The organism is Agrobacterium sp. ICMP 6402 (genome assembly GCF_009498615.1).
Lineage (GTDB): Bacteria > Pseudomonadota > Alphaproteobacteria > Rhizobiales > Rhizobiaceae > Agrobacterium > Agrobacterium burrii.
In genome coordinates, this window is sequence record NZ_QSNV01000005.1 from 37,116 (window position 1) to 61,460 (window position 24,345).

Sequence of the window (24,345 nt, forward strand, 5' to 3'; positions counted from 1 at the left end):
GGGCTTTTTTATTGGGGAACCGTACCGTTCAAAGAAAGAGCGTTGCCGGCAAGATAAAGCGATCCGCCGATAAGAATGCGCGGCGGCGGCCCTTCCGGATCGAAACGGCGGGAAAGCTCATCCAGCGCCTCGGTGAGAGACGAGGTCGGTGCCGCAACCAGCCCGGCATCGAAGGCCGCATGGGCGAGCACGACGGGATCAATCGCCGCATCAGTGCCGCCGATCGGCACGGTGAAGACATATTCGGCAATATCGGCGAAAGCCTTGAAATAGCCTACCGGGTCCTTGGTATTGATCATGCCGGCGATAATGAACAGCGGCCGGGGCGTCTTTTCCTCAAACCCTGCCATGGCCTCGGCAATGACTTCGCCAGCGCCGGGGTTATGACCGCCATCGATCCAGATTTCCGCATCCTTCGGGGCCATTTCGGCAATCCTGCCGGTCTGGATACGCTGCAGACGGCCGGGCCATTCCACTGACGTCATGGCCTTTTCGATCATCCGCTCCGTCACTTCGAAACCCGCAGCCTTGACGGCGCGGATGGCGGCGGCGGCATTGGCAAGCTGGTGGCGGCCTGGAAGCCGCGGCAGCGGTGCATCGGTCAAGCCGAACTCATCCTGATAGACCATGCGGCCAAATTCTTCATGGGCGGAAAAATCCTGCCCGTAGACCGACACGGGGCAACCGAGCCGCTCAGCCGTCGCAACAAGCGTTTCCAGCGCCGCATCATATTCCTGATGGCCGATGACGACGGGAGAACCCGACTTCATGATGCCGGCCTTTTCGGCGGCGATCAGCTCTACGCGGTCGCCGAGATAGGCCTGGTGGTCCAGCGAGATCGGCATGATGACAGACACGGCAGGATTATTGATTACATTGGTCGCATCGAAGCGGCCGCCCAGACCAACCTCGACGACGGCGGCATCGGCGGGCTGTTCCGCAAAGAGCACGAACATTGCGGCGGTCAGAATTTCGAATACCGTTATCATCTGCCCGCCATTGGCAGCTTCAATACGGCGCAGCGCATCCGCAAAGACCTCGTCCTCGACATAACGGCCCTTATCGCCGGCAACGCCGATGCGATACCGTTCATGCCAGTTGACGAGATGCGGAGAGGTATGAACGTGGACGGAAAGACCTGCGGCCTCCAGTAGAGCACGACAAAAGGCCGTGACCGAACCTTTGCCGTTGGTGCCTGCCACATGAATAACGGGCGGCATCCTATTCTGGGGATTGCCGAGTTTTTCGAGAAGACGGGAAATTCTGTCGAGTGAAAGATCGAACCCCTTGGGGTGGAGCTGCATTAGCTCCTCAATGATCTTCTCTGCCTCACTGATCGCGGGCTTCGTCATGTCTTCTGTTCGCCTTTCAGGCGTTGTCTTGGCCATTTGTCCGCCGCACCCAAAATGATGAAATCATGCAACGTATAACGTCACCCCGAAGGCGTTTTCCCGCCTCCGGGCGACATATTTTTCAATCAGGCCGAAGCGGCGAGCGGAATGACTGCGTTTGCTTCCGCCGGAGCCTTCGTCATGATCTTGAGAAGGCTTGCCAGCGTATCGGGGATTTCGCGGCGGTCGATGACCATGTCCACCATGCCGTGCTCGAACAGATATTCCGATGTCTGGAAGCCTTCGGGGAGTTTTTCACGGATGGTCTGTTCGATCACGCGTTTGCCGGCGAAGCAGATTTCCGCACCCGGCTCGGCAATATGGACATCGCCCAGCATGGCGTAAGAGGCCGTGACGCCGCCGGTCGTCGGGTTCGTCAGAACCACGATATAGGGCATGCCCGCCTCTTTCAGCATGTTCACCGCAACCGTGGTGCGCGGCAACTGCATCAGCGAGAGAATACCTTCCTGCATGCGGGCACCGCCAGACGCCGGGAACATCACGAGCGGGCAACGCTCGGATATGGCGCGCTCGAAGGCCTTGACGATGGCTTCGCCGGCGGCAATGCCGAGAGAGCCGCCCATGAACTGGAATTCATGCACGACGGCAACGATCTTCAGGCCTTTCAGGAGACCGACGCCGGCAAGGATGGTGTCTTCCTGCTCGGTCTTCGTGCGGCTATCACGCAGGCGATCGGTGTATTTCTTGGAATCGCGGAACTTCAATGGGTCCTGCGCCACCTTTGGCTGAGCCAGGGCCTCATAGACGCCGCCATCAAAGAGGTCGGTAAGCCGAGCTTTCGCCGGCATCTTCATGTGATAACCCGAGGCCGGGATAACCCACTTGTTATCCTCGAGATCCTTATGGAAGACCATCTCACCCGTTTCCGGGCACTTGATCCACAGGTTCTCCGGAACGTCCGGACGGCGGCCAAGCATGGAATTGATCCGGGGCCGAACGTAATTGGTGATCCAGTTCAATCAACTACTCCTTGACTGAGCCGCGCGTTATTCCGCAGCGGCAAGGCGCGACGCACGCACGCCTGTTGAAAGTCCCTTTACCAGCGTCGTGACCGACGGCACGGTATCGGCGGTCGCCTGTCCGTCCTTGGTCAGGCTGCCGGCGATCTGGTTGACGATGGCCGAACCGACCACCACACCATCCGCCACGGCACCGATCGCTTTCGCATGATCGGCCGTCTTGACACCAAAACCGACACAAACCGGCAGTTCCGTATGCGCCTTGATACGACTGACCGCGCCCGAGATCAACGATGGATCAGGAAGTGCGGAACCGGTAATACCGTTCATCGAGACATAATAGACGAAACCTGAGGTATTTTTAAGAACCGCAGGCAGACGCTTGCCATCCGTCGTCGGGGTGGCGAGACGGATGAAATTCACACCCCGCTCAAGAGCCGGAACGCAAAGCTCGTCATCCATTTCCGGCGGCAGATCGACGACGATCAGGCCGTCGACGCCAGCTTCCAGCGCATCTTCCAGAAACCTGTCGACGCCGTAAATATAGATCGGGTTGTAATAACCCATCATCACGATCGGGGTCGCATCGTCTTGCCTGCGGAATTCACGGGCGAGATCGAGCGTGGTTTTCAGTGTCTGGCCGCCTTTCAGCGCGCGCTGTCCGGCCAGCTGGATAGCCGGGCCATCGGCCATCGGATCGGAAAACGGCATGCCGAGTTCGATAATATCGGCGCCCGCTTCCGGCAGCGCCTTCATGATGCCGAGCGAGGTTTCGAAATCCGGGTCACCGCCCATGAAATAGGTGATCAGGGCCGGGCGATTTTCAGCGCGCAGATCGGCGAAGCGCTTGTCCATACGTGCAGTCATGGTCTTATACATCCATTCCAAGGAACTTGCTGACGGTGTGGACATCCTTGTCGCCGCGACCAGAGAGGTTCATCAAGATGATCTCATCCTTGCCCATCTTCGGCGCACGCTTGATGACCTCAGCCAGTGCGTGGCTCGGCTCCAGCGCCGGAATGATGCCCTCGAGACGGGTCAGCATCTGGAAAGCGTCCAGCGCCTCATGGTCCATGATCGGCACATATTCGACGCGGCCGATATCGTTCAACCAGGAATGTTCAGGCCCGATACCGGGATAATCGAGACCGGCGGAAATGGAGTGGCCTTCCTTGATCTGGCCGTCCTCATCCTGCAGCAGATAGGTGCGGTTGCCGTGCAGAACACCCGGCGAGCCGGCGGTGATCGAAGCGCAATGCTCATCGCCCGAAAGGCCCTTGCCGCCTGCCTCGACGCCGACGATGCGAACGCTCTTGTCGTCGAGGAAAGGATGGAAGATGCCGATGGCGTTCGAGCCGCCGCCGACAGCTGCGATAACCATATCGGGAAGACGGCCTTCCGCCTCCTGCATCTGCGCCTTGGCTTCCTCGCCGATGACGGCCTGGAAATCGCGAACCATTTCCGGATAGGGATGCGGGCCGGCGGCCGTGCCGATCAGATAATAGGTATCATCGACATTGGTGACCCAGTCACGCAGGGCCTCGTTCATCGCGTCCTTCAGGGTGCCATGACCGGCCGTCACGGGCTTCACTTCAGCGCCCAGAAGCTTCATGCGGAAAACATTCGGAGCCTGACGGGCCACATCCGTCGCACCCATGTAAACGACACAAGGCAGGCCGAAGCGTGCGGCAACCGTGGCCGAGGCAACCCCGTGCTGGCCGGCACCGGTTTCGGCGATGATGCGGGTCTTGCCCATGCGCTTGGCAAGCAGAATCTGGCCGAGGCAATTATTGATCTTGTGCGAACCGGTATGGTTCAGCTCTTCGCGCTTGAAATAGATCTTCGCGCCGCCCAGTTCCGCCGTCAGACGCTCCGCGAAATAAAGCGGGCTCGGACGGCCGGTATAGTGCGCGCCGAGATATTTCAGTTGCGCCTGAAATTCTGGATCGGTCTTGGCCTTGTCCCATTCCGCCTGCAAATCCAGAATGAGCGGCATCAGCGTCTCGGCAACGAAGCGGCCTCCGTAAATGCCGAAACGGCCGTCCTCATCGGGACCAGCGCGGAAAGAATTGGGTGTTGGCGCGTCGTTCACTTCAAGCTCCCTTTGGGCCTTTCGACCAATCATTCACCACATCGAAAAATGCGTCGATCATGGCCAAATCCTTGACGCCCGGCGCGCTTTCGACACCGGACGACAAATCTATGCCGCTTGCCCTGGTTTCCGCCAGAGCCTCGGCGACGTTGTCCTTATTCAGCCCTCCGGAAAGCATGTAATCAATACTTCCGTCAAGAGAGCGCAGGATAGTCCAGTCGAAGGAAACGCCGTTACCGCCGGGCAGATCGGAACCGGCGGGCGCCTTGGCATCCAGCAGGAAACGGTCGGCTATGCCAATATAGGGATCGATTTTGGCAAGATCAGCGGCATCGCGAATGGAAAGAGCCTTCATCACCGGCAGACCATACAACGCCTTGATGTTCAACAACCGTTCCGGGCTTTCACTGCCGTGCAGTTGCAGGATATCCGGTTTTACGAGATCGACGATTTCATCGAGATAATCATTGTCAGCATTGACGGTGACGGCAACGACCTTGGCAGCCCCGCGAGCGGCCTCCGCCAGCCTGCCGGCGATATCCGGCTCGATGTTGCGCGGGCTTTTTTCAAAGAAGATAAAACCGACATGGGACGCACCGCGCCTGACAGCGCGTTCCAGCGTCTCCGGTGTCTTCAATCCGCAAATCTTGATATCCGGTTTCATACCCGCGACCTGACATGAAATGCGATGAGAGTCGAGCCAAATCGCATTCGTCTATGGAATGTTTCACGTGAATCCAGATGGCGATCAATGCCTCCGGTTTCAATCGAAATCGATGGCGTGGAGTTTAGATCCATGGCGTTTCAGCCAGCCCTTGGCTTCTTCTGTGTGCGGGCAGAGCTTTTCACACAGAGCCCAGAATTTCGGGCCATGGTTCATTTCCCTGAGATGCGCGACCTCGTGGGCGGCTAGATAATCGATGACCTTTTCCGGGGCCATGACGATGCGCCAGGAGAAACTCAGATTTCCATCGTGAGAACAGGAACCCCAACGGCTGCGGGTGTCCTTCATGCTGATGGATCGCACCGGCCGGCCGGCAGCGGTTGCGTGAACCGCAACCAGTCTCTCCAGATCGGCCTTGGCTTCTTTCTTTAGAAAAGTCGCCACCCGTCTGCGCAGATTTTCGGGTGCGCCGCTAACTCTCAAAACGGCAGCCCCATTGGCATCTTTGGAAATATGGGTCATGCCGCGCAAGCTGCCGGTGTGGTCTATGCGGTGGGATATGCCGCGAATATCGATGCTCGAACCACCGCGCAAGCCCTCATCGGGGCTGACATTCAAAAGCTTATTTTCAAGCCAACCCTGATGCCTCTCGAGAAAATCATCAACCTGGCCGTGGTGAAGTCCCATCGGGATCGTCAGCTTCAGTGCCCGGCCACCGGGTTCAATACGCAGGGTAATGCGGGTGGCGCGCGGGTTTTCCCTTACCGTAATCGGCACCTGTCTGCCCGCCACGGCGACAGTGCGCTGGCTGGGTGCGGCCTTTTTGGCCGCCGGCGATTTCACGGATTTTCCGAAGAGCGAAAACATGCGCTGTTCATAGCCGATTCGCCCGCGGTTTGGCCATGCAAATGCGCAGCACCGTCTGCTGTCTCACCCTATGCGGTCTGGTGTTTGCGGATGAAATCCAGCATGCGCGGCACGATTTCCTTGCGGAACCGCGAACCGTTGAAGACACCATAATGGCCGACATCGGGTTGCATATAGTGCGCGCGTTTTTCATCGGGGATGTTGCAGCAGAGATCATGGGCGGCCTTTGTCTGACCGACGCCGGAAATATCGTCATTCTCACCTTCCACAGTGAACAATGCGACATTGCGAATAGCGGCGGGATCGACCGCCCTGCCCCTATGCACCATTGTTCCCTTCGGAAGCGCATGTTCGATGAAGACGGTTTCCACCGTCTGCAGATAGAACTCCGCCGTCAAATCCATGACGGCCAGGTATTCATCGTAAAATTCCCGATGTTTCTCGGCGGAATCGCCGTCATTCTTGACGAGGTTGAGGTAAAAATCCTTATGCGCCGTCATGTGCTTGTCGAGGTTCATGGACATGAAACCGGACAGTTGCAGGAAGCCGGGATAGACATTCCTGCCGAAAGCAGGCTGCGGCCACGGCACCTGCATGACGACATTGTCGCGGAACCATTCGATGGGCTTGGCCTTGGCAAGATTATTGACGGCGGTGGGATTGATGCGCGTATCGATCGGCCCGCCCATCAGCGTCATGGATGACGGCGCAAAACGATCTCCATCCGCTTCCATCAGCGAAACGGCGGCCAGAACCGGCACGGACGGCTGACACACAGCGACTACATGCGCGCCCGGGCCAATCTGCCGCAACATCTCAATGACATAGCTGATGTAATCGTCGAGATCGAAAGTCCCCTCACTCACCGGCACTGTGCGGGCATCGGTCCAATCGGTGATGTAGATATCCGCTGAAGGCAACAGGGCCTCTACCGTTCCACGCAGCAGGGTGGCGTAGTGACCGGACATCGGCGCCACCAGCAGCACCTTGGGATCGGACTGGCGGGCCGCATCGAGTTCTCTTCTGAAATGAACGAGATTGCAGAACGGACGCGACCAGACGATCTCTTCGGTAACAGTGACGGTCTGACCGTCAACAGTCGTGTTGCCAAGACCGAATTCCGGTTTGACATATCGGCGGGTCAGGCGCTCGAACACCTCAAAACCGGCATCGAGGCTACGGCCAAAGGCAGTGCTGGAAAGCGGATTGAGTGGATTGTTGCAGGCTTGGCGCATCATATCGGCACCGGCGCGCAGCGGCATCATGGCCGCATGGTTCATTTCATAAAGATGGTAGAACACTGATGACGCCTCCCTGCGGATCAAGCTCTTTTTTTGGAGCATAGCAGCTTTTCGCAAGTGCACAAAATCGAAGACGCCGGCAGTTTCCCACCGGCGCCTCAATTTCAGTTGAATGCCTGCCGATGATCAGATGTCGGCGACGAAAGTCTGCTTCTGGGTGCCGAGGGCTTCAATGCCGAGCTCCACGACATCACCAGCCTTCAGATAACGCGGCGGCTTCTGACCCATACCGACTCCCGGAGGTGTGCCCGTAGAAATGACGTCGCCGGGATGCAGAGACATGAACTGGCTGAGATAGGAAACCACATGGGCGACGCCGTAAACCATGGTATTGCTGGAGCCGTCCTGCATGGTCTGGCCGTTCACCTTCAGCCACATGCCGAGGTTCTGCGGATTCGCGACTTCGTCCTTGGTCACCAGCCATGGGCCGATCGGTCCAAAGGTGTCGCAGGACTTGCCCTTGGTCCATTGTCCGGCACGCTCCGTCTGGAAGGCGCGTTCGGAAACGTCGTGGGAAACGCAATAACCGGCGACATAGTCAAGGGCATCCGCTTCGGAGACATATTTGGCGGTCTTGCCGATGACGACGCCAAGCTCGACTTCCCAGTCGGTCTTTTCAGAGCCGCGCGGAATGGTGACGTCATCGTTCGGACCGACGATGGCCGAGGTCGCCTTCATGAAAATGACAGGCTCCGGCGGTACGGTCGCACCTGTTTCGGCAGCATGGTCGGAGAAATTGAGGCCGATGCAGATGAATTTTCCGGTTCCCGCAACGCAGGCGCCGATACGCTCTTCGTTCAGAACGGGCAAGGTGGCGAGGTCGATCGCCGCAATCTTCTTGAGGCCTTCGGGAGAGATGGCGTCGCCGCCAATGTCTTTCACGTGGGCGGACAGATCGCGGACTTTTCCTTCCGCGTCGAGAATGGCAGGCTTTTCCTGGCCGGGCTGGCCAACGCGCATCAATTTCATGGAACTCTCTCCCGGTTGTCAGACAAGATGATGCATATATGAACGATGCATTCATCCTTGTCACCCCTTGACTGCTCCCACTTTCGAAAAATACCTTTTCCTTCCCGGCAACCAAAAGGACATGGCCCGTGACGAACAGCAATTCCCGGCAATCCGAATATCCCGTCGATCCCCTCTTCCTCGATCGCTGGTCTCCGCGCGCCTTCGATGGCAGCGCCATATCACAGGAACATCTGCTGACCATTCTGGATGCGGCCCACTGGGCGCCCTCGGCATCCAACCTGCAGCCATGGCGATTTGTCTATGCCCATAAGGACAGTGAAGACTGGCCGCTCTTCGTGGAGCTCCTCATGGAAGGAAACCAGCGCTGGGCAAAAAATGCCTCGGTGCTGCTGTTCGTCGTTTCCCGGAGCTACAACGTCTCCCGCGAAGGCGAGAAAAAACCGTCCGCAACCCATTCCTTCGATGCCGGTGCTGCATGGTTTTCACTCGCCATGCAGGCGCATCTGCTTGGTTATCATGCACACGGCATGGGCGGCATCCTGAAGGACAGGATCGTTGAGGCGCTGGATATTCCTGAAGGATACAAGGTGGAAGCCGGGATCGCCATCGGTACGCTGACTGACAGCTCCGTCCTCCCGGACGATCTGGCGGAAAGGGAAGTGCCGAGCAAGCGCATCCCCCTATCGGAGGTAGCTTTCGAAGGGCGGTTCACCGGCAAGATCGATTGATAGCAGGCAATTCAGAAACAAAAGGCCCGGCGATTATCGATCGCCGGGCCTTTTGTTAAAGTTTCGTTTCACGTGAATCGTCACGCGAGACGCTCCACAGGATTAGATGTCGAGATTGGCAACGTTCAGAGCGTTTTCCTGAATGAAGTCGCGGCGCGGCTCCACTTCGTCACCCATCAAGCGAGAAAACAGGCCGTCGGCATCGGTTGCATCGTTGACCCTGACCTGCAGCAGCGAGCGGACATTGGCGTCGAGCGTCGTTTCCCACAGCTGTTCGGCATTCATTTCACCGAGACCCTTATAACGCTGCATCGAAAGGCCCTTGCGGCCGGCGGCGAAAATAGCATCCAGAAGCGCGCGGGGGCCGGCCAGTTCCATGCTGCCGTCCTTACGTTGCAGAACCGGCGGCGTCACGTAGACGTCGCGCATGCGCACGGCAAGCTGATCGATATGACGGGCATCGGCCGAACCGAGCAGGCCCATATCCAGCGTCGAGACTTCCTTGACGCCACGCACCATACGCTCGAAGCGCAAACCGCCATCTTCCAGCACGGCGCCGGACCAACCACGTTCGGTTTCTTCAGCGATCATGTCGAGGCGGCGGGCCACCTCGGTCACGGTTTCTTCTGCGCGGGCGGCATTGGCCGAAAGCTCCGGGTTCAACGCACCGGCAATGGCGGCCTGCTCCACGACCGAGCGGTTGTAGCGAGAATGCAGGCCATCGATCAGCATGCGCAAGCGCAGCGCATCCAGAATGGCTTCGCGAAGATCGGCGCCGACCCGGACTTCTCCGGAACCCAGCGTCAGTGACGCTTCCTCGAGGCCCATGGAGATGAGGTATTCTTCCAGCGCCTTCTCATCCTTGAGGTACTGCACGGATTTACCGCGCGTCACCTTATAAAGCGGCGGCTGGGCGATATAGAGATGGCCACGCTCGATCAATTCCGGCATCTGACGGAAGAAGAAGGTCAACAGCAGGGTACGGATATGGGCGCCGTCGACGTCAGCATCCGTCATGATGATGATCTTGTGGTAACGCAGCTTGTCGGCGTTGAACTCGTCCTTGCCGATCGAGGTACCGAGCGCGGTAATCAGCGTACCGATTTCCTGGCTGGACAACATCTTGTCGAAACGGGCGCGCTCGACGTTCAGGATCTTGCCACGCAACGGCAGGATGGCCTGCGTTTCACGCGAGCGGCCCTGCTTGGCGGAACCGCCGGCGGAGTCGCCCTCGACGAGAAAGAGTTCGGATTTCGCCGGATCGCGCTCGGAGCAGTCGGCCAGCTTTCCGGGCAAAGAAGCAATATCGAGCGCACCCTTACGACGCGTCAGTTCGCGCGCCTTGCGGGCGGCTTCGCGGGCGACTGCCGCTTCCACCACCTTGCCGACGAGGATTTTCGCTTCCGAAGGGTGCTCCTCCAGCCAGGTGGACAGGGCTTCGTTGACGAGGCTTTCCACGACCGGGCGCACTTCGGACGAAACGAGCTTGTCCTTCGTCTGCGAAGAGAACTTGGGGTCGGGAACCTTGACCGAGAGAATGGCCGTCAAGCCTTCGCGGCAGTCCTCGCCCTGCAAGCTAACCTTTTCCCTTTTCATAATGCCTGACGTATCGGCATAGGAGGTGACCTGACGGGTGAGTGCTGCACGGAAACCAGCCATATGGGTGCCGCCATCGCGCTGGGGAATGTTGTTGGTGAAGCAGAGCACATTCTCGTGGTAGCTGTCATTCCACCACAGCGCGACTTCGACGGTGATACCATCCTTCTCGCTGTGAATGGTGATGGGTTTGTCCACCAGCGGCTTCTTGGCGCGGTCCAGATAACGGACGAAGGCCTCAAGCCCGCCGTCATACAGCAATTCCTGCTGCTTGACATCCGAGTGGCGTTTGTCGGTGAGCAGGATGCGAACGCCGGAGTTCAAGAACGCAAGTTCGCGCAGACGGTGTTCCAGCGTACCGTAATCATACTCCGTCATGGTGAAGGTTTCAGGGCTTGCAAGGAAGGTGACTTCCGTGCCGGAGCGGCCTTCATATTCGCCAATCACCGAGAGCGGTGCATCGGCGACACCATGGGTGAAGCCGATTTCGTGCAGCTTGCCGTTACGGCGGATTCTGAGCTTCAGCCAGACGGAAAGCGCGTTGACCACCGAGACGCCCACGCCATGCAGACCGCCGGACACCTTGTAGGAATTCTGGTCGAATTTTCCGCCCGCATGCAGCTGGGTCATGATGACTTCGGCAGCGGAAACACCTTCGGAAGAGTGAATGGCGGTCGGAATGCCGCGGCCGTTATCCGTCACCGTCACCGATCCATCGGCGTTCAGCGTCACCGTCACCAGATCGGCATGTCCGGCAAGCGCCTCGTCGATGGCGTTGTCAACCACTTCATAGACCATGTGGTGCAGGCCGGAACCGTCATCGGTATCGCCGATATACATGCCGGGCCGCTTGCGCACGGCATCAAGACCCTTGAGGACCTTGATCGAATCGGCTCCGTATTCAGTGTCCACGCCGACTTCGCTTGACGATGTTTCGGTCATAAGTACTCTTTCCAAAGTTTCCTGGCCAGGTTTTCCAGTGAGAAGGCCTGAAGCCAGCGAATCACTCAAATCCGACATACGACTATAGAAATTCTACACCCAATCCCAAAGGCCGCATGCTTCAGGATGCTGCATAAAGCAGGGGATAGAGGGGGTTTCAATCGCAAGAACGGCTTTTTTGCAGCACCGCTGACAGTTCCTCTATCATACTCGGCGACAGCTTGCGAATATCACGTGCCAGCCGGTTGGCGAAAGCCGTATATTCCGGTGGCAGGCCCACCGTATCGATCACCACTTTAGGGTCGGATGAACCGGCGAGAAAGAACAATTCCTCAGCTTCATCCCAGATGATATTGAAATATCCGGCAATGCGCTGGAGTCGATCAAAACTCGGCTTGCCGCGTTTGCCGTGCTCAAGCGCCGAGAGATAGGCTGGCGACACGCCTATTGCCTCCGCCATCTGCTTCTGCGTCACGCCCTTGCGTTCGCGGAGTTGCCGCACGGCCTGCGCAAACGGTGTCATGATTTTTCACCCCGCCGGCGCGCCAGCCGCACATAAAGTGCGCCGTCGCCGCCATGATTGGCGGATGCGTCCTCGTAGGACGAAATCAGGTGGCGATATTCCGGTTTGGAAAACCACATGGGCACCGCTCTTTTCAGCGCGCCGTCGCTGCCGATCGAGCGCCCCTTGCCGGTGATGACGAGCACGTGCCTGAGACCCCGTTCATGCGCGCGCAACAGAAAATCCAGCAACACCGCATGGGCTTCGCTCTGAAACATGCCATGCAGATCGATCCGGCCCTCCAGCGGCAATCGGCCCCGGGTCAGCTTGCGTTTGACGGGCTTTTCCATCGGCTGATGAATTTTCGGCTTCTTGTCCGACGTTGCCGGTGGCACATCGACCGGCTCGGCAAGCATGCGCGGAAAAAGGCTGTTGCCGGGTTGCGGGATAACGGGCTCCAACGGGGCCTCTTCCATGTCATCGAAAGCCAGCAAATCTTCCAGCCTGCCGGAGATAGGCCGCGCGGTTCTTGCGACCTTGCCCCACAGAATGCGTTCTTCCTTGCCGAGCTTGCGACTGCCTTTCATCGCCGATACCTTTCCGCAGCAATGTGCGGCAACAGTATATAAAAATCGGCGTCATTGCGCACCGTACCGGCAAGCTCTCCCGCTTCGAAACCGGAGCCGGTGAAAATATCGCCGCGCGCCGGGCCGACGATGGCCGAGCCGGTGTCGAGCGCCAGCATCAACCGGGCAAAAGGTTTTCCACCATCCAGATGCGTCAGGGACGGCGCATGGATGAAAAAGGGGAAACCGAAGGTGTGAATAAGCCTGTCCACGGCGAGCGAACGCCCGGAAACCAGCGGCACCTTGGCGGCCGCAATCGGTCCCATATCCAGATCGGCGACATCCGCCTCGCGGAAAAAAATGAAGGAGCGGTTGTGCCACAGCACCTCATCCACCTCATCCGGGTGGTCAGCAAGCCACTTGCGGATCGTCTGCATCGAAACCGTCTTCGGATCCAGCACACCGCGATCCAGAAGCAGCCGGCCTATCGGTGAAAACGGATGCCCGGCCTTGGCCGCATAGGTCATGCGTTTTACTGTGCCATCCGGAAATACCAGACGGGCCGCACCCTGTACGTGGACGAAAAACAGGTCGACCTTCGATTTCGCCCAGGCGATCTCAAGACCCCTGCCCTCGAGATATCCCTCATCGATCGCCCGGCGATCGGGAAAATAGGAAATACCGCGCTCGTCCGCTTTTCCGAAAGCGTAGGACGGATCGAAACTGGCGGGACGATTGTCGTCGCCGATATCCACCAGCTCCGGCGGCCGGCGGTAGATCGGATAACGCCAGACATCATCACGAACGGATGACACTTCCAGTTCCGGTTCATAGAAGGCTGTTACAAAACCACTTTTTCCTCCAGGCGGAGAAATTTTAAAGGGTACACAATTCGTCTCGAAGAAGCGGCGGGCCTGTTCCGGACTGCCTCCATCCTCATCATCGACCGTTTCCAAAAGAGAAACCAGCTCAGCCGCGGTCAGCCCCAGCGCACCGCTCCTGTAAGGCTTTGCATTCCGGAGATGCGACAGAACCGTCCGCATCGCCGGAAAAAGCTTGCCCGGATCGTCTTCCCGCCAACCGGGCAGGTCTTGGAAAGCAACTTCCTCAATCGAAAAGGGCGCGGTCATTGCTCGGATTCGGTGGCGATCAGCTTCCAGTTCGGATCGCGCGAGCGCATGTCACGCGAGAAGGTCCAGATATCGTCCACTTCCGCAACCGTATCCGGGTCGCCATCCACCAGTTTGCCGTCCTTGTCATAGGTTGCCGAAATCAGCTGGCTGACGATCCTCAACGTGATCTGCACCTCGGAATCGCGAATTCCTGCCTGGGTGATATCGGCCTTCTCGATACCCACGAAAGTGGATTTCACGACTTCGCCGCGACTTTCGCGTTCGGAGATCGCAGCCTCGAAGCCTTCAAACACCTCTTTCGACAAGAGATTCTTGAGGGTATTTCGGTCGCCATCGGCAAAACCCATGACGATCATTTCATAGGCCATGCGAGCACCGTTCAGAAATTCCTTCGGCCGGAACGTCGGATCCTTGGTCATCACCTCGCGCAGGGACGCATTCAGGGAAGAATCCACAGGCGCCAGAGCATCCGCCTCGGCAAAGGGATTTTCATCCTCGGTCTCACCGCGTTTCGGCAGAGTCACGACCTTGTTATCGTCCGTGACAGGGCCTTTCGCAACATCGCGCGGGCTATAGGGATCAAATGGCGGTTTCTCATTGCCCGTTCGGCGACCGAGAACACTGCGCAACTGAAGGAATATCAGCACCGCCGCAACGAGAAAAAACAATGTGATAAAGTCGCTAAAGCCCATCTTTTACCAAAACCGCCATTTAAATTCGAAAACCACACCATCATATAGTCTGCATCTTATCATCATTCAAATGTGCAGATTCAATCATCGGTGTTCCGGGGGTGCCCCAAGAACCAGCAATCTGCCAGAGATGCACACGCAAGGCTAGAAGATGCGTTTTTCCTTTCTCCCCATTGTCATCCTGATGATGCCCATTCTCGAAATTGCCGGCTTCATCATCGTCGGCAAAGCGATCGGCCTCTGGCTGACCCTGGCGCTCGTTCTCTTCACGTCGTTTCTCGGATTACTCATCCTGCGTCTCGGCGGTATCGGCATGGTGAGAAATCTTCAGGATGCGGGACGCACCGGCGCCCAGCCGGCAGACGAGCTGGTCAATGGCGCCATGCGGGTCGTTGCCGGGATCCTGCTTATCATCCCCGGTTTCATCACTGACGTCCTCGGCCTTCTACTTCTGTCGACCACGGTGCGACGCTTTTTCTGGAAGGCTTTCGGACCGCGTGTCGTCGTGGCGGGTTCGTTCCGCCAATCTGGCCGGCAATCTGGCCATCAGACCGGTCCCCAACAGGGAGACTATTCCGAGTTCCGCAATGGTCCGGGACGTGCGGGCAATTCGAAGGTGGTCGATCTGGACGAGGAGGAGTTTCACCGCGAAGAGGAGAAGGGCTCCCCATGGTCGCGCAAGCCGGATGATCGCGATCTGCCCAAACCCTGACCGACCCTCAAAACCGATATAGAGGCCCAATCACGAAGGGTTGTAAGGCCCCGGTCGAAATGATAGACCGCCATCCACGAATTCACGCCGCGAGGAAACGTAATGACCGCTGAAAATGGTGCACAGGGCGCAGTTAGTCCTTCCCTCAACATTCTTACCCAGTACATCAAAGACCTTTCCTTTGAAAATCCGGGCGCACCTCGTTCGCTTCAGGCTCGTGACAATGCGCCGGCGATCAACATCAATGTCAACGTCAACGCAAACCCGATCTCCGGTTCGGATTTCGATGTTGTTCTGGCGCTGAACGCGGAAGCCAAGGATGGCGACAAAGTGCTGTTCGCGGCCGAACTGGTTTATGGCGGCGTGTTCCGCATTGCCGGTTTCCCGCAGGAACATATGCTGCCGGTGCTGTTCATCGAGTGCCCGCGCCTGCTGTTCCCCTTCGCCCGCCAGATCATCGCGGACGTTACCCGCAACGGCGGATTCCCGCCGCTGATGATTGACCCGATCGATTTCGCGCAGATGTTTTCGCAGCGCGTTGCCGAAGAGCAGGCCAGAGCCAAGGTTCAGGCCGTACCGAACTGAAGCACTTCAGAATTTCTGACAAAACAAAACCCGGGTTCTTCGCCCGGGTTTTTCTTTGCCTTCATTTTTCTTTTCCGGCATTTGATGTTTTCAGGTCTGAGCGAACCTTAATTTTGGTAACGGTTCCAGATCGCCTTGTCGCCCATGCCAAGAACGAGCTTGCCATGGGCCGCAACCGTCTCCGTATCCAGCCTTGACGCCAATGCCCTCGGCCTTTGAAGCGGCTCAAGCGACACATCATCCTCGATGATGACCGCTTCCTGCCTGGCGGCGGAACCGAAACCGAGCGCCGTCTGACGCCCGCCAATCATCTCGATATAGACTTCGGCAAGCAATTCGGAGTCGAGAAGCGCGCCGTGCTTGGTGCGGTGGGAATTGTCGATGCCATAACGCCGGCAAAGCGCATCAAGGGAATTGGGTCCCATCGGGTTCTTGCGACGGGCAAGCGAAAGCGTGTCCGTCACCAGATCGGCTGCCACAGGCTCAATGCCGAGACGGGCAAATTCGGCATTGATGAAACCCATATCGAATGTCGCATTATGCGCCACCCAACGGGCACCCTCGAAAAAATCACGAATCTGATCGACGACCTCGCCGAATTTCGGCTTGTCTTTCAGAAAGTCGTCGGTAATCCCGTGAACCGCAAGCGCGTCCGGGTGAACCTTGCGGTCTTCCGGGCTGATATAGAGATGCAGCGTGCGACCGGTCGGAAAATGGTTGATCAGCTCAATGCCGCCGATTTCGATCACACGATCCAGTTTCGATTCGAGGCCCGTGGTTTCCGTATCGAAAATGATCTCACGCATTATTCTCTCCGTCGCCCGTCTCGGCTAATCGCTGCAATATTTCTCTTACCTGATCCCGTGCCGCTTCGACACCATTTCCGCTATCGATGACGAAATCGGCGCGCTGACGTTTTTCGGCGTCGGGCATTTGCCGGGCCAAGATCATTTCAAATTTCTCTTGCGTCATGCCGGGCCGAGACAAAACCCGCTGCCGCTGTATGTCCGGCGCGCAACTCACCACCACTATTTTATCGACACGCTTCTCCGCCCCGGTTTCAAACAGCAGGGGAATATCGAGAAGGGCGAATTGCCGAGCCTCTTTCCTCGCCTCCACCAGAAAGGCTTCCTGCCTTTGTCGAACCAGCGGATGGACAATGGCCTCCAGTCTGCTGAAATTAGCCGGATTCTCTCGCAGGACTTCGGCAAGCCTCTGCCGATCCACCGCGCCGGAAATGGTGGTGCCGGGAAACGCAGCTTCGATCAGCGGAACGGCTTCTCCACGATAAAGCGCATGCACGACCTCGTCCGAATCGAGAACAGGAACGCCTTCTTCGGCAAACAGCTTCGCCGTCGTCGTTTTCCCCATTCCAATAGAGCCGGTAAGACCGATGACGATCATCAATGTTTCTCCATGTCCGCGATGATCAGGGAGCGGAGAGTTTCGTCAACCTCTGGCATTTCGCCGAACCATCGCTGGAAACCGGGTTTTGCCTGATGAAGCAACATGCCAAGGCCATCCACCGTTGACATGCCCTGCTCTTCCGCCATCTTCAGGATCGGCGTTTTTAACGGCACATAGACGATATCAGTCACAACGGCGTTGGCGGCAAGCGGCGAAAAATCGAGTTCAGGTGCTTCGGTGCCGTCCATGCCGAGCGATGTGGTGTTCACAAAAAGCCCGGCATCCTGCAGAACCTCATGAAGTGCCGCCTGGGGATGGGAAAAAACCCGAGGACCAAAACGGTCGGCCAGCTCCCGGGCACGTTCGACCGTACGGTTCAGAACGTGGATTTCGGCAATACCTCGATCGCGCAGGGACTGAATGACCGCCCGACTTGCGCCACCAGCGCCGAAAACGACCGCCCGGTCAGTCTTGTCCCAGCCGGGATGGCGCTCATCGAGATTGGAGACGAAACCATAACCATCCGTATTGGTGGCATGGAGCCTACCCTCTTCCACCCATATGGTGTTGGCGGCGCCTAGTTCTTCCGCCAGAGCATCGGGGCTGTCGGCTAAACTATAGGCCGCTTCCTTATGGGGAATGGTGATGTTGCCGCCAACCGCCGTACCCGGTTTGGCTTCCTTAAGAGCCGCGATGAAATTCGGGAAATCTTCCGGGGACACTTCTACAGCCTTATAGGAGCCGGCAATGTCGAATTTCTTCAACCAGTAGGAATGGATAATGGGTGAGCGTGAATGCTTGATCGGGTAACCGGCAACAAAGGCATTTATGGTTAATGTTTCACGTGAATCAGCCATCGATGACATCCATGTCGCGCAGTTTTGATAAAAGTGGCAGGAGCGGCAGGCCGAGAATCGTGAAATAATCCCCCTCTATCGAGGTAAATAGCTGGATTCCCTCCCCTTCGAGCTGATAAGCGCCGACGCTCGTCAGGGCGCTGTCACCCACCCGCTGCAAATGACGGGAGACGAATTCGGCGCTCAAAATCCGCACTGCAAGTTCCGCACTGGAAACCGTCTGCCATAGCACCTCACCGCCTTGGGTGAGAACAGCCGCGCTGTTCAGGCGATGAACCTTGCCGGACAATGACAGTAGATGCGCTTCAGCCTCGGCCATCGTCTTCGGCTTGTGATAAACCCGAGTGCCGAGCGCCATGGTCTGGTCGCATCCAAGAACCAGCGCCGCCGGATGCAGCTTGCTGACTGCAAGGGCCTTTGCCTTTGCCAGTTCCAGCGCCACTTCTTCCGGGCTCGCACCGTCTCGTTCCAGTTGCTCGTCGAGCGCACGCTCATCAATATCCGCTGGTATTGCCGAAAATGTCAGCCCCGCATTGCGCATCAGCATCTGGCGGGATGCACTGGACGAGGCGAGGATCAACTCTTGTTTCATCGACTGTCTGCTCCGAATGATGAGATTCGGATTATCGTGTCCTCGGACGAAGGGCAAGGATGGCAGCAGCCGTTTCCTCAATGGAGCGGCGTGTGACGTCGATCAGCGGCCAGTTGTTGCGGGCGCAGAGCGCGCGGGCATATTTCAGCTCTTCCATGATGGTGGCGCGATCCGTGTAACGGCCGCTGTCAAATCCGCCCGTCACACCCAGTTCCCGGTTTTCGCGCACCTGCGATATTCGGTCGGATGTTGCGACAAGACCGACGATCAGCGGACGGGTGGCAGCATAGAGGCTATCGGGCAGAGGCACATTGGGAACGACCGGGATGTTCGCAGTCTTTATTCCCCGGTTGGCGAGATAGATGCTGGTTGGGGTTTTTGACGTGCGGCTGATGCCGATGATGACAATATCGGCCTCGTCATAGGTTTCCGGCATTTGCCCGTCATCATGGTCCATGGCAAAATTGAGCGCTTCGATCCGCGCGAAATAATCGGCATTCAATACATGCTGCGCGCCCACTCGCCGTCTCGACGGCGCTCCAAGATAGGTCTGAAAGATGCCGATGATCGGTTCAAGGACGTTAACGCAGGGCACTCCGATCGCATGGCAGCGCAGATCCAGGAACTCGGCCAGTTGCTGGTCGACGATGGTATAAAGAACAATGCCCGGTTCCTTGTCGATAAGATCCACGACCTGGCCGAGCTGTTTCTGGTTCCTGATCATCGGATAAACATGTTCCACCGGCATCGAGGCATGGAACTGGGCCGAGACCGCGCGACCCGCCGACATCAGAGTCTCTCCCGTTGAGTCCGAAATCAGGTGCAGATGGAAGAAGCTTTTTTTGTTCTCCACGCTGTTTTTCTCCCGCTGTTGATAAACCGGGACAAACTTCAAAATTGTCCTGAGGGCCGAGCCGCGACATGAATAAGGTGGTGTTTTTCCACAATCCGCAAGTGGCTGCAATCATCCCCGGCGCGCCTGTGAATTATTGGAAGAACGTCAAATTGTTCAAAATTGTCCCCAAATTATCCACAGATTGGGCGTTCTGAAGGTACAATCTAAATTATTGAAATTATTTGAAAAATTTTCTTTTTCCAATTTACCTTGCGACACTCTGCCGGACAGTATTCACAGATGCTCAATGAACCTTGCCGCTGCGGCATTTCGACTGGAATGATTTTAATCCTTGCTACCCACAGACTCTAAGAAATAGAAAATCTTTTAAATCTCTTTGATTTTATTTTTTAGAAGTTGGGTGCCATGAACGAGCGTAAGGTAATGACGGTGTTGAACGGGCAGACGGTCACGCCGCCACCCATATGGCTGATGCGCCAGGCGGGACGCTATCTTCCGGAGTACAGGGAGACTCGGAAGAGTGCCGGAAGTTTCCTTGATCTCTGTTATAATCCCGAGTTGGCGGCAGAGGTTACCCTTCAGCCCATTCGCCGGTTCGGGCTGGATGCCGCCATTCTCTTTTCCGATATTCTTGTCATACCTGACGCGCTTCATCGCAACGTGTCCTTCAGCGAGGGCAAAGGTCCGGCCATGGACCCGATTGACGTAAGCGGCATCGAGAAGCTGAATGCGACGAATGTGATGACGCATCTTGCGCCTGTTTTCGAAACCGTTTCCCGTCTGCGCAAGACGTTGCCGAATGAAACGACGCTTCTGGGCTTTTGCGGCGCCCCCTGGACGGTTGCGACCTATATGATTGCTGGCCACGGAACGCCGGATCAGGCGCCGGCGCGGCTGTTTGGTTATCAGGAACCGGCCGCCATGGAAAAGCTGCTGGCTTTTCTCGCCGATATCTCCGCCGACTATCTGGTGGCGCAGATTGATGCCGGTGCTGATGCGGTGCAGATTTTCGATTCCTGGGCCGGTGTGCTCGGTGAAAAGGAATTCGAGGAATATGCGGTAAAACCGGTTGCCCGCATTATCGCATCGGTGCGCGCTCGTCGCCCCTCAGCAAAGATCATCGCTTTCGCCAAGGGTGCGGGTTATCTGCTCAAGGATTATCGCCGTAAAACGGGTGCAGACGCCATCGGGCTCGACTGGTCGGTGCCGTTGACCTTCGCACGGGACTTGCAGAAGGAGGGCCCTGTGCAGGGCAATCTGGACCCGATGCTGATGGTGGCGGGCGGCAGGGCTTTGCAGGATGGTATCGATGCGGTGCTGCAGGCGCTTGGACAGGGTCCGCTGATCTTCAATCTAGGCCATGGCATTACCCCTCAGGCCGATCCGGAAAACGTTACCAGACTGGTGCAGCGGGTGCGTGCTGGCGGAGCCGGGGCATGAGCGAGGAGAAACAGACCTCTGCCCGTTCCGGAAACAGGGCAGCCTTGCGGGCCGGTATCGCACTCGGTGTCTTTGCGGTTTTCGTTGCCCTGTTGTTTTACGCCGACCCGGCCGATCTCTATCTCTGGATCAAGGCGCTGCATATCATCGCGGTGATCTCATGGATGGCGGCGATTTTTTATCTGCCGCGGCTCTTCATCTATCATACCGATGCGACTGCCGGTTCGCAGCAATCCGAAACCTTCAAGGTGATGGAGCAGCGATTGATCAAGGTGATCATGAACCCGGCAATGATGATAAGCTGGATATTGGGGCTTTATCTGGCATGGTCGGTTTACGGTTTTTCCGGTGGCTGGCTGCATGCGAAGATCGCGCTGGTCGTGCTTCTAACAGCCGCCCATGTCTATTTCACCCGCAGCGCCAAGCGTTTCGCCAAGGATGAAAATACCAGGCCTGCCCGTCACTGGCGGTTGATGAACGAGGTTCCAACGGTTCTGATGATCCTCATTGTCATACTTGTGGTTGTGAAACCCTTTGGTTAAGGGGCTTTGACGATAAATTTCGCGGAATTCGTGCTTTCCTCTTGCAGCGACCGTATTCAGTCGCTATTTTCAGGCCACTCATCTTCGTGGCATGTGAATTATTCAGTCATCTGCGGCATTTCCCACAGCATCTGATTCGCGAACACGCCCTCCCCCGACATTACATTATTAGACGGTCTTCCCTTCATGGCTGAAATGAAGCTTCAGGAACTTAAGAGCAAATCGCCTACCGACTTGCTGACTTTTGCCGAATCCCTGGAAGTTGAAAATGCGAGCACCATGCGCAAGCAGGAGCTTATGTTCGCAATCCTTAAGGTTCTCGCGAGCCAGGATATAGAAATTCTCGGCGAAGGCGTCGTGGAAGTCCTTCAGGACGGTTTCGGTTTTCTGCGGTCTGCAAACGCAAACTATCTGCCGGGTCCGGACGATATTTATATTTCGCCCTCGCAGATCCGCCGCTTCTCGTTAAAGACAGGCGATACCGTCGAAGGCCCGATCCGTGGTCCCAAGGAAGGCGAACGTTATTTTGCGCTTCTGAAGGTCAACACGATCAACTTCGACGACCCAGAAAAAATCCGTCACAAGGTTCACTTCGACAATCTGACGCCCCTTTATCCGAACGAGCGGTTCAAGATGGAGCTGGAAATTCCGACGTCGAAGGATTTGTCGTCGCGGGTGATTGATCTTGTCGCACCGCTCGGCAAGGGCCAGCGTGGATTGATCGTTGCGCCGCCGCGCACGGGTAAAACGGTTCTGCTGCAGAATATTGCCCATTCTATCACGGCGAACCATCCGGAATGTTATCTGATCGTTCTTCTGATTGACGAACGGCCGGAAGAAGTCACCGACATGCAGCGTTCGGTCAAGGGTGAGGTTGTTTCCTCCACCTTCGACGAACCGGCTGTTCGCCACGTCCAGGTCGCCGAAATCGTCATCGAAAAGGCGAAGCGCCTTGTCGAACACGGTCGTGACGTCGTCATCCTGTTGGATTCCATCACCCGCCTCGGCCGCGCCTATAACACGGTCGTTCCCTCTTCCGGTAAGGTTCTGACCGGTGGTGTGGATGCCAACGCGCTGCAGCGGCCGAAACGTTTCTTCGGTGCCGCACGTAACATCGAAGAGGGTGGCTCGCTGACGATCATCGCGACGGCGTTGATCGATACGGGCAGCCGTATGGACGAAGTGATCTTCGAAGAATTCAAGGGTACGGGCAATTCGGAAATCGTGCTCGACCGCAAGGTCGCCGACAAGCGCATATTCCCGTCGCTCGACATTCTGAAGTCCGGCACGCGCAAGGAAGACCTGCTGGTGCCGCGTCAGGATCTGCAGAAGATCTTCGTACTTCGTCGAATTCTGGCCCCGATGGGAACGATGGATGCCATCGAATTCCTGATCGACAAGCTGAAGCAGACCAAGTCCAATTCGGACTTCTTCGAATCCATGAATACCTGATCCGGACCTTAGCCGGATTCATCTGAAAACCTTGAAGCCGCGTCCGTTTATTCGGATGCGGCTTGACTGTTTTAAACCGAGGTGAGTGATGCCTGCTTCCGCCGATACGATCTATGCGCTTTCAAGCGGTGCCTTGCCGGCAGGTGTCGCCGTGATCAGGATCAGTGGACCAAAGGCTTTTATGGCGCTAACGACGCTGACAGGTCAGGAACCCCCTCCACCAAGACGGGCTTTGCTGCGTTCGATTCGGAATCGAAACAATGAGATTATCGATCAAGCGCTGATCCTCGGTTTTCCGACGCCAAATTCGTTTACGGGTGAGAACTGTGTCGAGATACACAGTCATGGCAGCCGGGCAGTTCTAGCCTCGATTTTCGCCGAGCTGGAAAATCTGGAGGGGTTTCGCCCTGCCGATGCTGGTGAATTTTCCCGTCGTGCTTTTGAAAATGGCAAGATGGACCTTCTCGAAGTTGAGGGGCTGGCCGACCTGCTGCAGGCGGAAACGGAAATGCAGCGCCGCCTGGCGGTCGAACAGAGCACAGGTAAGCTGTCCGTACTCTATGATGGCTGGGCAGCGAGATTAACGCGGGCGCGCGCATTGATCGAGGCGGAGCTGGACTTCGCCGATGAAGAAGACGTACCGGATTCGGTTGCAACACAGGTCTGGGAGGCAATGTCGCAGTTGCGGCAGGAGATCTCTGATCATCTTCGCCACGGCGACGGTGAAGTCATCCGTGATGGGTTTAAGGTCGCTCTGGTTGGCGAGCCTAACGCCGGCAAATCCACTCTTCTTAATGCTCTGAGTGGCCGGGATGTTGCGATCGTCACCAATATAGCTGGCACGACGCGGGACGTTCTGAGCGTTGATATAAATCTGGATGGCTATCTTGTTCGGATATTCGATACAGCAGGCATTAGGGATACTAAGGATGTCGTCGAACAAGAGGGTGTTCGACGGGCCAAGTTGACAGCCGAAAATGCCGATCTCATTCTGTTGCTGCAGGATAATGATTCGTTTCCGAAACGATCCCCGATTTCGTTCACTAACACACGGCATCTCCATCTACGTACGAAGTCAGCTCTTTCGTCAGATTCTCCCGAAGCCCTATTTGATCTCTCCATCTCTGCTAAGGAGGGACACGGCCTGGACGAATTGCGATCGATGATCATTCAGGAGATCCATAACCGGGTTGGAGCCGGCCAGACGTTGGTTCCCGCCCGTGCGCGTCACAAAAAACGGCTTGAAGAGACGCTGAACTATGTTAGTGATGCGCTGGACTCCGAAGCCATGGACCTCGCGATCAGGTCAGAATTTTTACGGCTCGCGGCGACATCGCTTGGACGCATTACCGGTCGCGTCGATGTGGAAGATTTGCTCGGCGTAATCTTCTCGGAATTCTGCATAGGAAAATGATTCACGTGAAACATTGGCTACTGCGGTGGCTATGTGGGTGATTTAGGATAAGGCGTAGGGAT

25 protein-coding genes are annotated in these 24,345 nt (G+C 56.9%); 7 read left to right on the forward strand and 18 right to left on the reverse strand.

Annotated elements, in window-relative coordinates; translation table 11 throughout:
- Nucleotides 1-8 precede the first annotated feature (8 nt).
- The 8 genes from DXT96_RS15145 to DXT96_RS15180 form a co-directional block, all read right to left on the reverse strand.
- Nucleotides 9-1,388 (reverse strand): folylpolyglutamate synthase/dihydrofolate synthase family protein, encoded by a 1,380-nt coding sequence (locus DXT96_RS15145; protein ID WP_174374368.1) that lies wholly within the window; start codon nt 1,386-1,388, stop codon nt 9-11.
- An 89-nt stretch (nt 1,389-1,477) separates the two neighbouring features.
- Nucleotides 1,478-2,371, reverse strand: a complete 894-nt coding sequence (gene accD / locus DXT96_RS15150) for an acetyl-CoA carboxylase, carboxyltransferase subunit beta (protein ID WP_153515396.1) — start codon at nt 2,369-2,371, stop codon at nt 1,478-1,480.
- Between the two features lie 27 nt (nt 2,372-2,398).
- The gene (gene trpA / locus DXT96_RS15155) at nt 2,399-3,238 is read right to left on the reverse strand and encodes a tryptophan synthase subunit alpha (protein ID WP_153515397.1); all 840 of its coding nucleotides are present in this window, start codon (nt 3,236-3,238) and stop codon (nt 2,399-2,401) included.
- Nucleotides 3,239-3,242: 4 nt separating this feature from the next.
- The gene (gene trpB / locus DXT96_RS15160) at nt 3,243-4,463 is read right to left on the reverse strand and encodes a tryptophan synthase subunit beta (RefSeq protein ID WP_174374366.1); all 1,221 of its coding nucleotides are present in this window, start codon (nt 4,461-4,463) and stop codon (nt 3,243-3,245) included.
- 1 nt (nt 4,464) lies between these two features.
- Nucleotides 4,465-5,127, reverse strand: coding sequence for a phosphoribosylanthranilate isomerase (locus DXT96_RS15165; protein ID WP_153515399.1), 663 nt, complete (start codon nt 5,125-5,127; stop codon nt 4,465-4,467).
- A 99-nt stretch (nt 5,128-5,226) separates the two neighbouring features.
- The gene (locus tag DXT96_RS15170) at nt 5,227-5,994 is read right to left on the reverse strand and encodes a M48 family metallopeptidase (protein WP_153515400.1); all 768 of its coding nucleotides are present in this window, start codon (nt 5,992-5,994) and stop codon (nt 5,227-5,229) included.
- A gap of 68 nt (nt 5,995-6,062) precedes the next feature.
- A complete protein-coding gene (locus DXT96_RS15175) occupies nt 6,063-7,295 on the reverse strand; it encodes a polyhydroxyalkanoate depolymerase (RefSeq protein ID WP_371418883.1) in 1,233 nt (410 codons plus the stop codon).
- A 126-nt stretch (nt 7,296-7,421) separates the two neighbouring features.
- Nucleotides 7,422-8,264: a fumarylacetoacetate hydrolase family protein gene (locus DXT96_RS15180; protein WP_149900342.1), complete on the reverse strand. Its 843-nt coding sequence runs from the start codon at nt 8,262-8,264 to the stop codon at nt 7,422-7,424.
- 128 nt (nt 8,265-8,392) lie between these two features.
- Between DXT96_RS15180 and DXT96_RS15185 the strand changes: the two genes are divergently transcribed.
- Nucleotides 8,393-8,995 carry a nitroreductase family protein gene (locus tag DXT96_RS15185; RefSeq protein WP_149900343.1) on the forward strand — a complete coding sequence of 201 codons (603 nt, stop codon included), beginning with the start codon at nt 8,393-8,395 and terminating at the stop codon, nt 8,993-8,995.
- 102 nt (nt 8,996-9,097) lie between these two features.
- Here DXT96_RS15185 and gyrB read toward each other — a convergent pair whose 3' ends face one another.
- The 5 genes from gyrB to DXT96_RS15210 form a co-directional block, all read right to left on the reverse strand.
- Nucleotides 9,098-11,533, reverse strand: coding sequence for a DNA topoisomerase (ATP-hydrolyzing) subunit B (gene gyrB / locus DXT96_RS15190; protein WP_149900344.1), 2,436 nt, complete (start codon nt 11,531-11,533; stop codon nt 9,098-9,100).
- Nucleotides 11,534-11,690: 157 nt separating this feature from the next.
- Nucleotides 11,691-12,056: a helix-turn-helix domain-containing protein gene (locus tag DXT96_RS15195; RefSeq protein ID WP_149900345.1), complete on the reverse strand. Its 366-nt coding sequence runs from the start codon at nt 12,054-12,056 to the stop codon at nt 11,691-11,693.
- Nucleotides 12,053-12,622 carry a Smr/MutS family protein gene (locus tag DXT96_RS15200; protein ID WP_153515403.1) on the reverse strand — a complete coding sequence of 190 codons (570 nt, stop codon included), beginning with the start codon at nt 12,620-12,622 and terminating at the stop codon, nt 12,053-12,055. Before DXT96_RS15200 ends, DXT96_RS15195 begins: the two co-directional genes overlap by 4 nt.
- Nucleotides 12,619-13,731 (reverse strand): murein transglycosylase A, encoded by a 1,113-nt coding sequence (locus tag DXT96_RS15205; RefSeq protein WP_153515404.1) that lies wholly within the window; start codon nt 13,729-13,731, stop codon nt 12,619-12,621. Before DXT96_RS15205 ends, DXT96_RS15200 begins: the two co-directional genes overlap by 4 nt.
- On the reverse strand, nt 13,728-14,426 hold the full coding sequence (locus tag DXT96_RS15210; RefSeq protein WP_149900348.1) for a Tim44/TimA family putative adaptor protein: 699 nt from the start codon (nt 14,424-14,426) through the stop codon (nt 13,728-13,730). The genes DXT96_RS15205 and DXT96_RS15210 overlap by 4 nt, the downstream gene beginning before the upstream one ends.
- A gap of 151 nt (nt 14,427-14,577) precedes the next feature.
- Here DXT96_RS15210 and DXT96_RS15215 point away from each other — a divergent pair, with 151 nt between their 5' ends.
- Both DXT96_RS15215 and secB read left to right on the forward strand, forming a co-directional pair.
- Nucleotides 14,578-15,138, forward strand: coding sequence for an FxsA family protein (locus tag DXT96_RS15215; RefSeq protein WP_153515405.1), 561 nt, complete (start codon nt 14,578-14,580; stop codon nt 15,136-15,138).
- Between the two features lie 102 nt (nt 15,139-15,240).
- Nucleotides 15,241-15,723, forward strand: coding sequence for a protein-export chaperone SecB (gene secB, locus DXT96_RS15220; RefSeq protein WP_149900350.1), 483 nt, complete (start codon nt 15,241-15,243; stop codon nt 15,721-15,723).
- A 107-nt stretch (nt 15,724-15,830) separates the two neighbouring features.
- On the opposite strand, the gene dnaQ is transcribed toward secB, so the two are convergent.
- The 5 genes from dnaQ to DXT96_RS15245 are packed head-to-tail and all read right to left on the reverse strand — an operon-like array spanning nt 15,831 to nt 19,432.
- On the reverse strand, nt 15,831-16,529 hold the full coding sequence (gene dnaQ / locus DXT96_RS15225; protein ID WP_153515406.1) for a DNA polymerase III subunit epsilon: 699 nt from the start codon (nt 16,527-16,529) through the stop codon (nt 15,831-15,833).
- A complete protein-coding gene (gene coaE, locus DXT96_RS15230) occupies nt 16,522-17,127 on the reverse strand; it encodes a dephospho-CoA kinase (RefSeq protein ID WP_153515407.1) in 606 nt (201 codons plus the stop codon). The genes dnaQ and coaE overlap by 8 nt, the downstream gene beginning before the upstream one ends.
- A complete protein-coding gene (locus DXT96_RS15235) occupies nt 17,127-17,987 on the reverse strand; it encodes a shikimate dehydrogenase (protein ID WP_153515408.1) in 861 nt (286 codons plus the stop codon). The genes coaE and DXT96_RS15235 overlap by 1 nt, the downstream gene beginning before the upstream one ends.
- The gene (locus DXT96_RS15240; protein ID WP_153515409.1) at nt 17,980-18,579 is read right to left on the reverse strand and encodes a Maf-like protein; all 600 of its coding nucleotides are present in this window, start codon (nt 18,577-18,579) and stop codon (nt 17,980-17,982) included. The genes DXT96_RS15235 and DXT96_RS15240 overlap by 8 nt, the downstream gene beginning before the upstream one ends.
- 31 nt (nt 18,580-18,610) lie before the next feature.
- Nucleotides 18,611-19,432, reverse strand: a complete 822-nt coding sequence (locus DXT96_RS15245; protein WP_149900354.1) for a pyruvate, water dikinase regulatory protein — start codon at nt 19,430-19,432, stop codon at nt 18,611-18,613.
- Between the two features lie 408 nt (nt 19,433-19,840).
- Between DXT96_RS15245 and hemE the strand changes: the two genes are divergently transcribed.
- The 4 genes from hemE (at nt 19,841) to mnmE (ending at nt 24,283) form a co-directional block, all read left to right on the forward strand.
- Complete coding sequence (gene hemE, locus DXT96_RS15250) at nt 19,841-20,875, forward strand: uroporphyrinogen decarboxylase (protein WP_149900355.1); 1,035 nt, start codon at nt 19,841-19,843, stop codon at nt 20,873-20,875.
- Nucleotides 20,872-21,417, forward strand: a complete 546-nt coding sequence (gene hemJ, locus DXT96_RS15255) for a protoporphyrinogen oxidase HemJ (protein ID WP_194287648.1) — start codon at nt 20,872-20,874, stop codon at nt 21,415-21,417. Before hemE ends, hemJ begins: the two co-directional genes overlap by 4 nt.
- Nucleotides 21,418-21,603: 186 nt before the next feature.
- The gene (gene rho / locus DXT96_RS15260) at nt 21,604-22,869 is read left to right on the forward strand and encodes a transcription termination factor Rho (RefSeq protein ID WP_149900356.1); all 1,266 of its coding nucleotides are present in this window, start codon (nt 21,604-21,606) and stop codon (nt 22,867-22,869) included.
- An 88-nt stretch (nt 22,870-22,957) separates the two neighbouring features.
- Entirely contained in the window at nt 22,958-24,283 is a 1,326-nt protein-coding gene (mnmE, locus tag DXT96_RS15265; protein WP_153515411.1) for a tRNA uridine-5-carboxymethylaminomethyl(34) synthesis GTPase MnmE, read from the forward strand.
- Nucleotides 24,284-24,345: the final 62 nt, after the last annotated feature.